Source organism: Streptomyces sp. NPDC016469 (assembly GCF_040632905.1).
Classification (GTDB): domain Bacteria; phylum Actinomycetota; class Actinomycetes; order Streptomycetales; family Streptomycetaceae; genus Streptomyces.
In genome coordinates this window covers 81310-94492 of record NZ_JBEYCQ010000020.1, presented here as the reverse complement: position 1 = coordinate 94492, position 13183 = coordinate 81310, and the positions used below count along the sequence as shown (strand labels likewise).

General features: G+C 71.7%; 17 protein-coding genes. 13 read left to right on the top strand and 4 right to left on the bottom strand.

Annotation, left to right across the window (positions count from 1 at the left end):
* Window positions 1–46: 46 nt before the first annotated feature.
* The 3 genes from ABZ565_RS23150 to ABZ565_RS23140 form a co-directional block, all read right to left on the bottom strand.
* Window positions 47–1114, bottom strand: coding sequence for a trypsin-like peptidase domain-containing protein (locus tag ABZ565_RS23150; protein WP_361029957.1), 1068 nt, complete (start codon window positions 1112–1114; stop codon window positions 47–49).
* A gap of 87 nt (window positions 1115–1201) precedes the next feature.
* A complete protein-coding gene (locus tag ABZ565_RS23145; RefSeq protein WP_361029954.1) occupies window positions 1202–2248 on the bottom strand; it encodes a LacI family DNA-binding transcriptional regulator in 1047 nt (348 codons plus the stop codon).
* 24 nt (window positions 2249–2272) lie between these two features.
* Window positions 2273–3058 carry a response regulator transcription factor gene (locus ABZ565_RS23140; RefSeq protein ID WP_361029951.1) on the bottom strand — a complete coding sequence of 262 codons (786 nt, stop codon included), beginning with the start codon at window positions 3056–3058 and terminating at the stop codon, window positions 2273–2275.
* Between the two features lie 240 nt (window positions 3059–3298).
* Here ABZ565_RS23140 and ABZ565_RS23135 point away from each other — a divergent pair, with 240 nt between their 5' ends.
* From ABZ565_RS23135 to ABZ565_RS23100, 8 genes are all read left to right on the top strand, one after another.
* Window positions 3299–4192 carry an alpha/beta fold hydrolase gene (locus ABZ565_RS23135; RefSeq protein WP_361029948.1) on the top strand — a complete coding sequence of 298 codons (894 nt, stop codon included), beginning with the start codon at window positions 3299–3301 and terminating at the stop codon, window positions 4190–4192.
* A gap of 65 nt (window positions 4193–4257) precedes the next feature.
* A complete protein-coding gene (locus ABZ565_RS23130) occupies window positions 4258–4512 on the top strand; it encodes a MoaD/ThiS family protein (RefSeq protein ID WP_143621062.1) in 255 nt (84 codons plus the stop codon).
* A gap of 10 nt (window positions 4513–4522) precedes the next feature.
* Window positions 4523–5839 (top strand): hypothetical protein, encoded by a 1317-nt coding sequence (locus ABZ565_RS23125; RefSeq protein WP_361029945.1) that lies wholly within the window; start codon window positions 4523–4525, stop codon window positions 5837–5839.
* 121 nt (window positions 5840–5960) lie between these two features.
* Window positions 5961–6656 carry a DUF2993 domain-containing protein gene (locus tag ABZ565_RS23120; protein ID WP_361029942.1) on the top strand — a complete coding sequence of 232 codons (696 nt, stop codon included), beginning with the start codon at window positions 5961–5963 and terminating at the stop codon, window positions 6654–6656.
* 207 nt (window positions 6657–6863) lie between these two features.
* Window positions 6864–6971, top strand: coding sequence for a putative leader peptide (locus ABZ565_RS23115; protein ID WP_361029938.1), 108 nt, complete (start codon window positions 6864–6866; stop codon window positions 6969–6971).
* A 160-nt stretch (window positions 6972–7131) separates the two neighbouring features.
* The gene (locus tag ABZ565_RS23110) at window positions 7132–7977 is read left to right on the top strand and encodes a sulfurtransferase (protein WP_361029935.1); all 846 of its coding nucleotides are present in this window, start codon (window positions 7132–7134) and stop codon (window positions 7975–7977) included.
* Between the two features lie 47 nt (window positions 7978–8024).
* Window positions 8025–8312, top strand: a complete 288-nt coding sequence (locus tag ABZ565_RS23105; RefSeq protein WP_018101653.1) for a DUF1416 domain-containing protein — start codon at window positions 8025–8027, stop codon at window positions 8310–8312.
* Between the two features lie 158 nt (window positions 8313–8470).
* Window positions 8471–8794 carry a DUF3099 domain-containing protein gene (locus ABZ565_RS23100; RefSeq protein ID WP_361029932.1) on the top strand — a complete coding sequence of 108 codons (324 nt, stop codon included), beginning with the start codon at window positions 8471–8473 and terminating at the stop codon, window positions 8792–8794.
* Window positions 8795–8824: 30 nt separating this feature from the next.
* Here ABZ565_RS23100 and ABZ565_RS23095 read toward each other — a convergent pair whose 3' ends face one another.
* The gene (locus ABZ565_RS23095; RefSeq protein WP_361029930.1) at window positions 8825–9187 is read right to left on the bottom strand and encodes a DsrE family protein; all 363 of its coding nucleotides are present in this window, start codon (window positions 9185–9187) and stop codon (window positions 8825–8827) included.
* A gap of 106 nt (window positions 9188–9293) precedes the next feature.
* On the opposite strand from ABZ565_RS23095, the gene ABZ565_RS23090 reads away from it, so the two are divergent.
* From ABZ565_RS23090 to ABZ565_RS23070, 5 genes are all read left to right on the top strand, one after another.
* Complete coding sequence (locus ABZ565_RS23090) at window positions 9294–10136, top strand: hypothetical protein (RefSeq protein WP_361029927.1); 843 nt, start codon at window positions 9294–9296, stop codon at window positions 10134–10136.
* Complete coding sequence (locus ABZ565_RS23085; RefSeq protein ID WP_361029924.1) at window positions 10133–10918, top strand: hypothetical protein; 786 nt, start codon at window positions 10133–10135, stop codon at window positions 10916–10918. Before ABZ565_RS23090 ends, ABZ565_RS23085 begins: the two co-directional genes overlap by 4 nt.
* Window positions 10915–11796: a hypothetical protein gene (locus ABZ565_RS23080; RefSeq protein ID WP_361029921.1), complete on the top strand. Its 882-nt coding sequence runs from the start codon at window positions 10915–10917 to the stop codon at window positions 11794–11796. Before ABZ565_RS23085 ends, ABZ565_RS23080 begins: the two co-directional genes overlap by 4 nt.
* 267 nt (window positions 11797–12063) lie before the next feature.
* Window positions 12064–12636 carry an FABP family protein gene (locus tag ABZ565_RS23075; protein ID WP_361029918.1) on the top strand — a complete coding sequence of 191 codons (573 nt, stop codon included), beginning with the start codon at window positions 12064–12066 and terminating at the stop codon, window positions 12634–12636.
* A gap of 48 nt (window positions 12637–12684) precedes the next feature.
* Complete coding sequence (locus ABZ565_RS23070; protein WP_361029915.1) at window positions 12685–13155, top strand: transcriptional repressor; 471 nt, start codon at window positions 12685–12687, stop codon at window positions 13153–13155.
* Window positions 13156–13183 lie beyond the last annotated feature (28 nt).

The window sequence follows — 13183 nt, the reverse complement described above, 5'->3', positions numbered from 1 at the left end:
GTACGGGCCGGGGCGCGGGCGGCCCCAGTTTCTCAGCCCCGTACGGTCAGGAGCCGTTCCCGGCCCGCAGGGTGTCGAGGTCGGCCTTCAGGGTGTTCACCGGGATCGCGAAGCCGAGTCCCACGCTGCCCGCGCCGGAACTGCCCTGGCCGGCGGCCGAGCTCGCCGAGTACATCGCGGAGTTGATGCCGATGATCTCGCCGCTCATGTTGATCAGCGCACCGCCGGAGTTGCCGGGGTTGAGCGAGGCGTCGGTCTGGATGGCCTTGTACGTGGTGGTGGACTCGCCGGTGTCGCCGTTGAACTGCTGTCCGCCGAACTCGAAGGGCCACTGGCGCCCTCCGCCCTGCTGCTCCTGGCCCTGACCCTGGCTCTGACCGTTGTCGCCCTCCTTGGCGACCGTGACGTCGCGGTCGAGGGCGGAGACGATGCCGCTGGTGACCGTGCCGGTCAGGCCCTCGGGCGAGCCGATCGCGACGACCTCGTCGCCGACGGCGACCTGGGAGGAGTCGCCGAGCGTGGCCGTCTTCAGGCCGCTCGCGCCCTGGAGCTTGATCAGCGCGAGGTCCTTGTCCGGGTCGGTGCCGACGACGTCGGCGGTGTACGTCTTGCCGGTGCTGAGGGTGACCTTGATCTGCGAGGCGTCCGCGATGACGTGGTTGTTGGTGACGATCTCGCCGTCCGAGGTGATGACCACGCCCGAACCGGTGGACTGGCCGGCCGTCGAGGTCGCGCCGATCTCCACGATGGCCGGCGAAAGCGCCTTGGCCACACCGGCCACCGTGCCCTTGTCGCTCTGCGAGACGGTGGTGCCCGGGACGACACCGCCCCCGGCGGCCGTGGTGGTGGCGGGGTCGTCGACGAGCCTGCCGATCACCGTGGCCGTGCCGCCGCCGACGATCGCCGCCGCGATGGCCACGGCGGCGACGAGCGCGACCGGCTTGCGGAGCCGGCGCCGGGCGGCGGGCGGCTCGGCGGCGGGCCCGGGGCCCGTCGGGGCCGGGAAGGCCGGGGGGGCCGGCTGGTATGACGGCGGTGGCGGGTAGGCCGCTTCGCCGTTGCCGTACGAGGGGTACATCGGGTACTCGCCGCTCGGGCGCTGGCTCTCTGTCATGTCGATGAGCCTGTCCGGCGAAGATGAGAGGAGCGTGAGGGAGCCCTGAGAAGCCCGGCAGAACCGCGTATGCCCGATATAAAGGCCCTACGGGAGCGTCCGCCCCGCGGGCTCGCCGCAGCCGCAGGAGCGGCGGACCACCAGCGCCGAGGGGAACTGCTTCAGCCGCTCCCGCCGCGACCCCGACACCCGCAGCGAGTCGTCGAGGACCAGGTCCACCGCCGCCCGCGCCATGGCCGGGCGGTCCGAGGAGACCGTGGTGAGCGGCGGATCGGTCAGACCGGCTTCCTTGACGTCGTCGAACCCGGCGACGGCCAGCTCGCCCGGGACGTCGATGCGCAGCTCGCGGGCGGCCCGCAGCACGCCGATCGCCTGGTCGTCCGTCGCGCAGAAGATGGCCGGCGGCCTGTCCGGGCCCGAGAGCAGCTCCAGGGCCACCTGATAGGCGTCGTAGCGGTTGTACGGCGCCTGGAAGAGCCGGCCCTCCGTCGAGCGGCCGGACTCGTGCATCGCGCGCCGCCACCCCTCGACGTGGTCGGCGACCGGGTCGCCGACCGCCGGGGTCTCCTCCGTACCGCCGAGGCAGGCCACGTACGCGTTGCCGTGTTCCAGGAGGTGGCGGGTGGCGAGCTGGGCGCCGCCGATGTCGTCCGTGACGACCGCGACGTCGTCGATGGCCTCGGGCCGCTCGTGCAGCAGCACCACCCGGGCGTCCCACGCCTCTATCTCCGCCGCGGCGCGCTCGCTGGGGCCCTGGCTGACCAGGATGAGACCGGAGACCCGCATGCCGAGGAAGGCCCGCAGATAGTGGACCTCGCGCTCGTCGCGGTAGTCGGAGTTGCCGACGAGGACCATTTTCCCGCGCTCGGCGGCGGCCTGTTCGACCGCGTGCGCCATCTCCGCGAAGAACGGCTGCCGGGCGTCGGGCACGATCATCCCTATGAGATCGGTCCGCCGCGAAGCCATCGCCTGGGCCACCCGGTCGGGCCGGTAACCCAGCTCCTTGATGGCGGCGAGCACCCGCTCGCGCGTGGCCGGGGCGACCGGCCGGGGTCCGTTGTTGATGACGTAACTGACCACTGCGGTCGACGTCCCCGCCAGTCTCGCCACATCGTCCCGCGTCACCTTGGCCACGCGCGGCAGTCTACGCGGATGGAACTACCTCTTGGCAGGCCGGACCGGGGCTTCTTCCGTGACCTCGGCAACGGGTGACTGCTCCGATCGGGTGACGCCCCGCTTGGCCGCCTTGGCCTCCTCGGCCGCCCGCTCGACCTTCTCGGGGGCGACGAAGCGGTACCCCACGTTCCGTACGGTCCCGATCAGCGACTCGTGCTCGGGGCCGAGCTTGGCGCGCAGCCGCCGTACGTGCACGTCCACCGTGCGCGTACCGCCGAAGTAGTCGTAACCCCAGACCTCCTGGAGCAGCTGGGCGCGGGTGAAGACCCGGCCCGGGTGCTGCGCCAGATATTTCAGCAGTTCGAATTCCTTGAAGGTGAGGTCGAGGACCCGGCCCTTGAGCTTCGCGCTGTACGTCGCCTCGTCCACCGAGAGATCACCGTTGCGGATCTCCATCGGGGAGTCGTCGGCGGTGATCTGCTGCCGGCCGGTCGCCAGCCGGAGCCGCGCCTCGACCTCGGCGGGGCCCGCGGTGTCCAGCAGCACGTCGTCGATGCCCCAGTCGGCGGTGACGGCCGCGAGACCGCCCTCCGTGACGACGAGGATCAGCGGACAGCCGGGCCCGGTGGACCGCAGCAGCTGGCAGAGCGAGCGGACCTGGGGCAGGTCGCGGCGCCCGTCCACGAGGATGACGTCGGCCCCCGGGGTGTCCACGAGTGCGGGGCCCTCGGCGGGTGCGACGCGCACGCTGTGCAGCAGGAGGCCGAGGGCGGGAAGCACCTCCGTCGACGGCTGGAGGGCATTCGTCAGGAGGAGCAGAGAACTCATCGCCGCCCACCTGCCCGGTTCGTCGGTCGTTGATGGTGCACGGTCGGCTCGCCCATGAAGATCGGTCCTCCTCGTTCCCTGCGAGAGGGGCACTCCCGGACGGGGGTCCGGGGGAGTATGCGGCTCTGCTTCGTACGGTCCCGCTGAGCTTGTCGAAACGTCGCCGTAACAACGTCCGGGAAGCACAAAAGGACCCGGGGGCTGCTTTGCCCGGATCCTCTTCACAGGAGAATAACCCACATGAGTTCTGTGTCCGAGGGGAGAATTCCGGATTCCGCTGTTCGTCCGGTCACGTGCGTACCGCTGCGGGCCGCGTTGCGGGCGGATGACGGGACCTGGATCGAGGCGGTGTACGACCCGTGTACGGGGGATGACGACGGGGACACCGCGATCGTCGTCGCGCACGGATTCACCGGTTCGGTGGACCGCCCGGCGGTGCGGCGGGCGGTGCGCACGTTCGCCCGTTACGCGGCGGTGGTGACCTTCTCCTTCCGGGGGCACGGCAGGTCCGGCGGGTTCTCCACGGTCGGCGACCGCGAGGTGCTGGACCTGGCGGCGGCGGTCGCCTGGGCGCGCTCGCTCGGACACCGGCGCGTGGTGACCGTCGGCTTTTCGATGGGCGGCTCGGTGGTGCTGCGGCACGGGGCGCTGTACGCCCCCCCGGCGGCGGACGGCGGGGACGGAGCGGACGCCGGCGCGGACGGAGGCGTTGCGGAGCACGGGGGGCGCGCGGGGGCGCGTACGGGAGCACATGCGGACGCGGTGGTGTCCGTGAGCGCCCCCGCGCGCTGGTACTACCGGGGTACGGCTCCGATGCGCCGCCTGCACTGGATGGTGACCCGGCCCGCCGGACGGCTCGTCGGGCGCTACGGCTTCCGTACCCGCATCCACCGCGAGGCGTGGGACCCGGTCCCGCTCTCCCCGGTCGGGGCCGCCGCCCTGATCGCCCCGGCCCCCCTGCTGATCGTGCACGGCGACCGGGACCCGTACTTCCCGCTCGACCACCCCCGCATGCTCGCCGCCGCCGCGGGCGACGCGGCCGAACTGTGGCTGGAGCGCGGCATGGGGCACGCGGAGAACGCGGCCGACGAGACCTTGCTCACCCGCATCGCCGACTGGGTGGCGCGACGGTGAACCATGATGGGGGGCCGGTGTCCACCGAACCGGCACCGGAGGAACGGAACGAAAGGAGCGCCGCCATGCCTGCGGGAACGATCCGTTACTGGGCAGCCGCCAAGGCCGCGGCCGGGACCGCGGAGGAGCCGTACGCCGCCGCGACCCTCAAGGAGGCGCTCGACGCGGTGCGCGAGCGGCACCCCGGCGAGCTGAGCCGCGTACTGCGAAGGTGCTCGTTCCTCATCGACGGCGACCCCGTCGGGACCCGGAGCCATGAGACCGTACGCCTTGCCGAGGGCGGCACGGTCGAGGTGCTCCCGCCGTTCGCAGGAGGGTGAACCCCAGCACATGAGCAACGATCAGCAGCACCCGTACCACCCGGGCGGCCAGGGCCCGGAACAGCAGCCGCCGTACGGGTACGGGCAGGACCCGCAGCAGTACCCGTACGGGGCGGACCAGCCGGGTTACGGGCAGGACCAGCCGGGTTGCGGGCAGGACCAGCCGGGTTGCGGGCAGGACCCGTCGGGTTACGGGCAGGACCCGTCGGGGTACGGCTACCCGCCGCAGCAGGCGTACCCGCAGCAGGCGCACCCCCAGCCGCCGCAGCCGCAGCAGGCGTACGGCGAGCCCGCGTACGGCGGTCAGGGGTACCCGGACGCCTCGGCCGGGCAGCCGGACCAGGGCGCCGCCCAGACCTGGCAGGGGCAGACCTGGGACACCCAGTACCAGCCGACGGTCCGGCGTCCGGACGGGCCCGCGCCGCAGGGGGAGCACGCCGTCCCCGCCACCGGCTCCCACCCGCTGCCGCCCGAAGTCCACGCCGAGCCCGCGCCGCCCGCGCCCGCCCCGGCTCCCGCCGCTCCCGCCGCTGACGGGTACAGCGCGCCCACCACCCTCGGCAACGCCCGGATCACCGACGCGCAGCGCGCCCGGGCCGAGGGGCGTTCCCCGATCATCGCGCCGGGAATCCAGCCGGCCGCGATCACCGCGGTGCTCGGGCTGCTGCTGGCGCTCGGCGCGGCCGTCGGCTCGTACGCCCTGCTCGTCCCGCTGGTGCTGCTCCAGGCGGTCACGGCGGCGGGCTGGTTCCGGCTCAACGGCATGTGGCCGGCCCGGCAGGGCATCGCGCTGGCGTTCGCCGGCGGCCTCGTCGCCGATGTGGCGCTCCTCGCGGCGGGCCGGGAGCACGGTCCGGCCGCGATCATCGGCACGCTGGGCGTCTGGGTGCTGCTCACGGTCGTCCTCCAGCTGCGCAGCCGGGCCGGCGCGGACGAACGGATGCAGGGCCTCATGGCCACCGTCGCGTCGGCCGCGCTCGCGGTGCTGGCGGCCGGCCACCTCGCGGCCGTCCCGGACGCCGTGACGGTGGGCGCGGTCGCGGTCGCCGCCGCCGTGCTCGTACGGGCGCTGCCGCTGCCCGCGCCGGTCTCCGTCGTGGCCGCGCTGGCCGTCGCGGCGGGGGCGGGAGCGGTGGCGGGGGCCGCCACGGACCTGGGTGCGAAGGGCGCGCTGCTGGGCCTCGCCGCCGGGGTCTGCGCGCTGGTCGGGCTGCGGGTCGCGAGCTATGACTACCCGTCACGCTTCGTGCACATGACGGCGGGTGTGGCCCTGCCGCTGACCGCGGCCGCACCGGCCGTCTATGTGCTGGGCCGCGTACTGACGTAGTCCCGTACCGCTCGGATCCGTACCGCTCCACCCGCATGGCGAAGCCCTCCACGGGGAACCGTTGGGGGGCTTTCGCACGTCGATCACGCCGTACGGACGGCAGGGTGGGGGAAGGACAGGCATGCGTGCACTGCGAATATGGGCCATCGCCCTGGTGATCCTGGCGGCGTTGTTCGTGGCCGTGGACCGGGTGGCGGTGTACGTCGCCGAGTCGCAGGCCGAGGACCGGGTGAAGGTCCCGGGCGCGCAGATCGGCTCCACCGACATCTCCATCAAGGGCTTCCCGTTCCTCACCCAGGTCGCCGGCTCGGAGCTGGACGAGGTCGACGTGAAGATCACCGGCATCGAGACCCATGCCGCGGGGCGCGCGCTGCGGATCTCCACCATGAACGCCGAACTGCACGACGTGCGGCTGACCGACGGCTTCTCCGGCGCCACCGCCGCCCACGCCACCGGGACGGCCGTCATCTCGTACGAGGACCTGACCGAGGCCGCCAGCGACGGCGTCAAGGTCGAGTACGGCGGCAAGAGCAAGGTGAAGGTCACCGGGACGGTCACCGTCCCCCTCCTGGGGCGCCCGATCTCGCGCAGCGTCCTGTCCACCGTCACCCTGGTCGACGGCCACACCGTCCGCGTCCACGCGGACAAGGTGCCGGGCGAGGGCATCCCCGGCCTGGAGAAGCTGATCCGCGAGAAGACCGACTTCGAGCGCGAGGTCGGCGGGCTGCCGAACGGCCTGAAGCTGGAGAAGATCCAGCCGACCGCCGACGGCCTGGAGATATCGGTGACCGGCACGGATGTGCGCTTGGCGGGATGACCGGGCCGGTGGGCGGGCAGGGAGGGGGAAGCCGGTCACATAGTGAGACGGACGGGTCCGGTCCGCAGATGGCCGACCGATCCGGCGCCGCGCGCAAGGGTGCCGCACTCGTGCTGCGAGGGTGAGCGTTCCGTATTGCGGACGATCCTGTCTCAGGATGCGACACGGCGGTGACATGTCCGCCCGTACGTCCCTACGATCGGTCCCATGCAGTGCTCTATGGGCGGCCTCTTTCAGGGTGGCCAGGCGGATCTCACGAAGCGGCGGGCAGTGGACCTGTGCCGCGTCGCCGCCATGCTCTGTCGCACTGTCTGAGCGGGACGCCCGGATTCCCGCATTCCCAGGCCCTTCGACCGCACGTCGGGGCCATCGCGCATGCCGCCCGTGGACACGGGCCCGGCCCGCGCCCCGCACATCCGCATCACGCACGCCCCGTGCACCATCTCGCCGCAGACTGCCCCGGAGGAGAAACACAATGAGCCGCAGTGACGTCCTGGTAGACGCCGACTGGGTCGAGGCCCACATCGACGACCCGAAGGTCGCCATCGTCGAGGTCGACGAGGACACCTCCGCGTACGAGAAGAACCACATCAAGAACGCGATCCGGATCGACTGGACGAAGGACCTGCAGGACCCGGTCCGCCGCGACTTCATCGACCAGGCAGGGTTCGAGGCGCTGCTGTCCGCGAAGGGCATCGCCAACGACACCACGGTCGTCCTCTACGGCGGCAACAACAACTGGTTCGCGTCCTACGCGTTCTGGTACTTCAAGCTCTACGGCCACCAGGACGTCCGCCTGCTCGACGGCGGCCGCAAGAAGTGGGAGCTCGACTCCCGCGACCTCGTGGACGGCGACCAGGTCCCGTCCCGCCCGGCCACGCAGTACAAGGCCCAGCCGCAGGACGAGTCGATCCGCGCCTACCGCGACGACGTCGTGAAGGCGATCGGCACCCAGAACCTGGTCGACGTGCGGTCGCCCGACGAGTTCAGCGGCAAGCTGCTCGCCCCGGCCCACCTCCCGCAGGAGCAGTCGCAGCGCCCCGGCCACGTGCCGAGCGCCCGCAACATCCCGTGGTCGAAGAACGCCAACGACGACGGCACCTTCAAGTCGGACGACGAGCTGCGCGCCCTCTACGAGGCCGAGCAGGTCGACCTGTCGAAGGACACCATCGCCTACTGCCGGATCGGCGAGCGCTCCGCGCTCACCTGGTTCGTGCTGCACCAGCTGCTCGGCCAGGAGAACGTCAAGAACTACGACGGTTCGTGGACCGAGTACGGCTCCCTCGTCGGCGTGCCGATCGAGCTCGGCGCCAACAAGTAACCCGTACGACCTGGACCAGCACGTTCCCCGACCAGAAGGACTGAACCATGTGTGGAGCAAAGGCCGGCGGCCCCGACGCGTCGACCATCAAGCCCGGTGAGACCACCATCCAGGGCAGCGTGACCCGCGACGGCGAGCCCGTCACCGGCTACGTCCGCCTGCTGGACTCGACCGGCGAGTTCACCGCCGAGGTCCCGACCTCGGCGACCGGCCAGTTCCGCTTCTACGCGGCCGAGGGCACCTGGACCGTCCGCGCCCTCGTCCCCGGCGGCACCGCCGACCGCACGGTCGTCGCGCAGACCGGTGGCCTGGCCGAGGTGGCCATCGCCGTCTAGGACGACGACCGTCGGCGCAGCCGATGACCGGCCGAAGGGCCGTACCCCAGGGGGTTTGGACGCTTGCCTGGCACGGGTACGGCCCTTCGTGCTGCCCGCCCGAAGTGCGGGTTTCCTCCGGACCGGCCGAGCGGGCCGATCGGGCCTACGCTGGACTCATGTACCGCCGACGCCGGCGCGCCTACTTCGCACTGATGGGCGTATGCCTCGTCCTCTTCGTCTCGGCCTGGGCCTTCGTGAGGCTCTGGTCGATGCCCGCCGCCATCGCGATGTGTGTGGTCGCGATGGTGATCCCGCCCGTCGCGGCGATGGTCGGCAATCGCAGGGGGCCGGAGGACCGCTGGTGGGACGAGCCCGGCGGGCAGCGGCAGCAGCCCCCGCCCGGTGACGCCCGGCCGCGCAAGGACGGCGGCGGCGCCACCGGCGATCCGGAGTCGGACGCGTGGTGGGACGAGCTGGACGGCAGGAAGCGGCGCGGCTGAGAGGGCTCTCCGCCGAACCGGCTTCTCTGCTCAGTAGACGAGCGCCTGTACCCCGTCGGCCATGACCTCGCTGACGAAGACCTGCGCCCCGGCGATCCGCACGCCCTCCAGGACGTCCTCCTCGGTGATGTCGCGGCGGGCCGCGCACTGCGTGCACAGCGTGATCCGGCCGCCCGCCTGGATCGACTCGATCAGGTCCGGCAGCGGTGCGGCGTGCGGCAGTTCGAACTCGGCGGCGCGGCCCGGCAGGGCGAACCACGCCGATTCCCCGGTCAGCCAGAGCGAAACCTCCACCCCGCTGGCGACGGCCACCGCCGCCACCGTGAACGCCTGCGAGCAGCGCTCGGCGGAGTCGGCACCTGCGGTCACCTTGATCACGAGCTTCTTCGGCATATACGGAACTGTAATCCTCGGCCGCACAACCCCACCGCGAACCTGTGGGTCAGTTGTGTGCGCGGATACGGAATCCGTGCTTCAAGGTCTCGTGGGGGGACCCATTTTGCATCCGAAAGACAGCATTTCCGATGGGCAGCCCGAGCCGCCCGTCGACGACGCGGCCGGGGTGGCCGAGGCGGGGGAGCGTCCGGAAGCCGCGGCGGAGCCCGCCGTCGCCGTGCGGCGCCGCCCGCGCGGGCGGACGGCCCTGATCATCGCCGCCGCGGCCGTCCTCGGCATCGCCGGCGGCATCGCGACCGGTTACGGAGTCCAGGCCGACCGGGCCCCGACGCCCCTGGCCGCGCTCTCGCAGCCGGAGCTGGCGTACCCGGCGAAGGCCCTGCCCGCCGGCAAGGCGCCCGCCCCGCTGCCGGCCTCGCAGGACCGCCAGGTCCGCACCGACGGCGACCTGCGCAAGCTGATCGTGCCCCGGCCGAAGGGCTGGAGCGACAGCAAGAACGCGCTGCTGGGCCGTGACGGGTGGATGAGGCTGGAGGAGTACGCGCTCGACTTCGACAGCGCGGACTACATGCTGGGCGACCTCCTGGAGTCGGACATCCGCCGCATCGCGTCGGCCTCCTGGACGAAGGGGGAGCACCGCGAGGCCAACGTGTGGCTCGTCCAGTTCCGCTCGGGCGTGGAGACGGGAGCCGTCGACCACGCGAGGGGGCAGCTGTTCTACATGCCCAAGGCCGCCGGCAACCCGGGCGATCCCCTCAAGGGCAGCGGCAACGGCCGCTACTACCTGTACGAGCCCGATCGCATGCCCGGCTACCTGCCGCTCTACCGGGCCAGGGCCGTCTTCCAGCGCGGAGACGTCATGGCCGAGATCAACATCTTCGACACCGCGCCGATCAGCAAGAAGGACATCCGGACGCTGGCCGAGAAGCAGCTGGAGCTCCTGTGAACGACGACCCCACCACACCCGCTCCCGAGGCCGCTCCCGCTTCCGGCCGGAAGCGCGTGGCGGCCCGGGTGGCCGTCGCGGTGCTGCTGCTCGCGGCCGTCGGCGGGGCGGCCGCGTACACCAAGGTGACCGTCGACGGCGCCGACCGGACGTCCGAGGCCGCCGTCTGGCAGAAGCCCGCGCACAAGCCTGGCAAGGACCCGGCCGGTGACGTGTCCCGGGGCCGCGCCTCCACCGCGCTCAGCAAGCTGCTCCTGCCGGTCCCCGCGGGGTACCGGCTCGGCCCGGACGTCGATGAACACGGCAACGACGGCGAGCTCAGCGGTCGGGCCGCCACCGCCGAGATGAAGGACATGGGCCGCGGGCTCGCGGGCAAGGAGCGGCGCGAACTGGAGCGGCGGATCGACAAGCTGAAGATCCAGGGCGTCGCCGTCCGCTCGTACGCGTCGAACCGGAACGACCTTGTGATCGACACGCAGCTGGTGCGCATGAAGGACAAGAAGGGGATCCGCGACCTCTACGCCTTGCAGGCCGGGCTCTTCGAGGACATGGGCGTCTTCAGGGACGGACCGAAGATCAGCGGCCACCGGAACAAGGCCAGGTGCTTCCGGACCCCCAAGGACGAGGAGCAGCGGCTGGACGGCGTGTACTGCGTGGCATACGAGGACGAGCTGATGTTCACCTTCTCCGCCTGGGCCCCCGCGCCCGCCGACACGTCGGCCATCGCCGAACTGGTGAAGGACCAGCTGAACCACATCACGTCCCCGGGGGAGTACGTATGAGCGAGCAGACAGCCGTACCCGCGACCGAACCGGAGCCCGAGGCGGCGGCCCCGTCCCCGGCCCCGGTGATGCCGCCCATGCCGCCCATGCCGCCGGTGCCGCCCGCCGCCCCGTCGCGCAGGCCGCCGCGCCGGCTGCTGCGGGCCGTGGCGCGGTGGACCACGGCCGTGCTGGTGTGCGGCGTCGTCGGTGCGGGAACGGCGTACGGCATCACCTCGATGGAGCGCACCGATGTGCCGGGGCTGGCCACCGAGAGCGACGGCCGCTGGGACTACCCGGCGCTGAGCCTGCCCGCACTGCCGGCGGACGCGCCCCGCCCGTTCAGCAAGGGCAACACGGCCGAGGTCCACTACGCCGACGTGCGCGACCTGCTGCTACCCGCCCCGGCCGGGGCGACTGCGGACAAGAAGCTGAAGGGGGGCTGGGTGAGCACCGCGCAGTTCGCCTCCGAGTACCGGGAGCACGAGCGCGCCGACCTCACCCAGATGCTGAAGGACTCGGCCCTGCGCCATATCGCGGCGCGTGGCTGGACCGTCGCGGACGGCACGGAGTCCCGTATCTATCTGCTCCAGTTCAACTCGGCGGCGTACGCCCAGGCGTTCTTCGACGACACCTACATCAGCAGTTCACCCGGCCCAGGGCTCCGCTGGCCGGAGGATCTCCAGCTGGACCAGTCCTGGGAGGACGGCGGGAAGGTCCCCGGGACGAGGACCTACGCGTACGGGGAGTCGAGGTCCGGAGAAGGGCGGATCCACCAGGCGTACATCCGCGCAGGGGACACCGTCGCCCTTCTGGTCCAGAAGCAGCCGGGCAAGAAGAACGCTCCCGTGATCCCCTTCCGTCAGACGCTGATCCTCCAGAACCAGCTCCTGGGCTGACCCGCCCCGGACGCCCCGGAACGGCAGGGCCGGGCCCCACCCATTAGGCTGGGGCCCGGTCCTGTACTGCTCTGTACTGCCGCCAAACCGCTCGTTCGAGGAGCCCCCGTGCTTGAGGCATTCTTCTCCGCCCTGCTGGTCCTGGTCTGCGTCGGCGTGCTCGCCTTCGCCGCTGTGACCGTGAAGAAGCTGTACCAGGGTCAGCGCTGACCACCTCCCCGTTCCCGGCCTTCCCGCCTCCCGTCTCACAGATCGACTGAGCCGCTCATGATCGAGATCCCGTCCGACCTCCACCCGGACCTCGTCCCGCTGGCCTTCCTCCTGGGCAACTGGGTGGGCGCGGGAGTCTCCGACTTCCCGGGCGCCGAGAAGTGCAACTTCGGGCAGGAGGTCACCTTCCGCCACGACGGCCGTGACTTCCTGGAGTACACCTCGCACTCCTGGGTCCTCGACGCCGACGGCAACAAGGCCCGCCCGCTGGAGACCGAGACCGGGTACTGGCGCATCGACAAGGACCGCAAGGTCGAGGTCGTCATGGCCCGCGACCAGGGCGTCATCGAGATCTGGTACGGCGAGCTGGCCGACAAGAAGCCGCAGATCGACCTGGTCACCGACGCGGTGGCCCGCACCGCGGCCTCCGGCCCGTACAGCGGTGGCAAGCGGCTCTACGGCTATGTGAACAGCGACCTGATGTGGGTCGGCGAGAAGGCGACGCCCGAGGTCGAGCTGCGGCCGTACATGTCGGCGCACCTGAAGAAGACCGTCACGCCCGAGGAGGTCGAGGCGATGGCCAAGAGCCTCGGTGACCTGCCGGACGACGGGATCGCCTTCTTCAAGTAGCCGCCGTTTCCGCCGAGTAGCCGTCCGCCCGGACCTACACTGGGGGCTGTGGTGAGCACCGACTGGAAGACCGATCTCCGCAAGCGCGGTTACCGGCTGACCCCGCAGCGCCAGCTGGTCCTGGAGGCCGTCGACGCGCTCGAACACGCGACGCCCGACGACATCCTCTCCGAGGTGCGCCGGACCGCCTCGGGCGTGAACATCTCTACGGTCTACCGGACGCTGGAGCTCCTGGAGGAGCTGGAGCTGGTCAGCCACGCCCATCTGGGGCACGGCGCCCCGACGTACCACCTGGCCGACCGCCACCACCACATCCACCTGGTGTGCCGGGACTGCGCGGACATGATCGAGGCCGATGTGAGCGTCGTCGCGGAGTTCACCGAGAAGCTGCGCGGCGCCTTCGGGTTCGAGACGGACATGAAGCACTTCGCGATCTTCGGCCGCTGCGCCGACTGCGCGGCGAAAGCGGCGAAGGACGGCCCGGAGGCCGCAGGTCCGGCACCGGCGCCCGGGGCCTGAGGCGCCGGGCGGCCGGGGTCCGAAAACC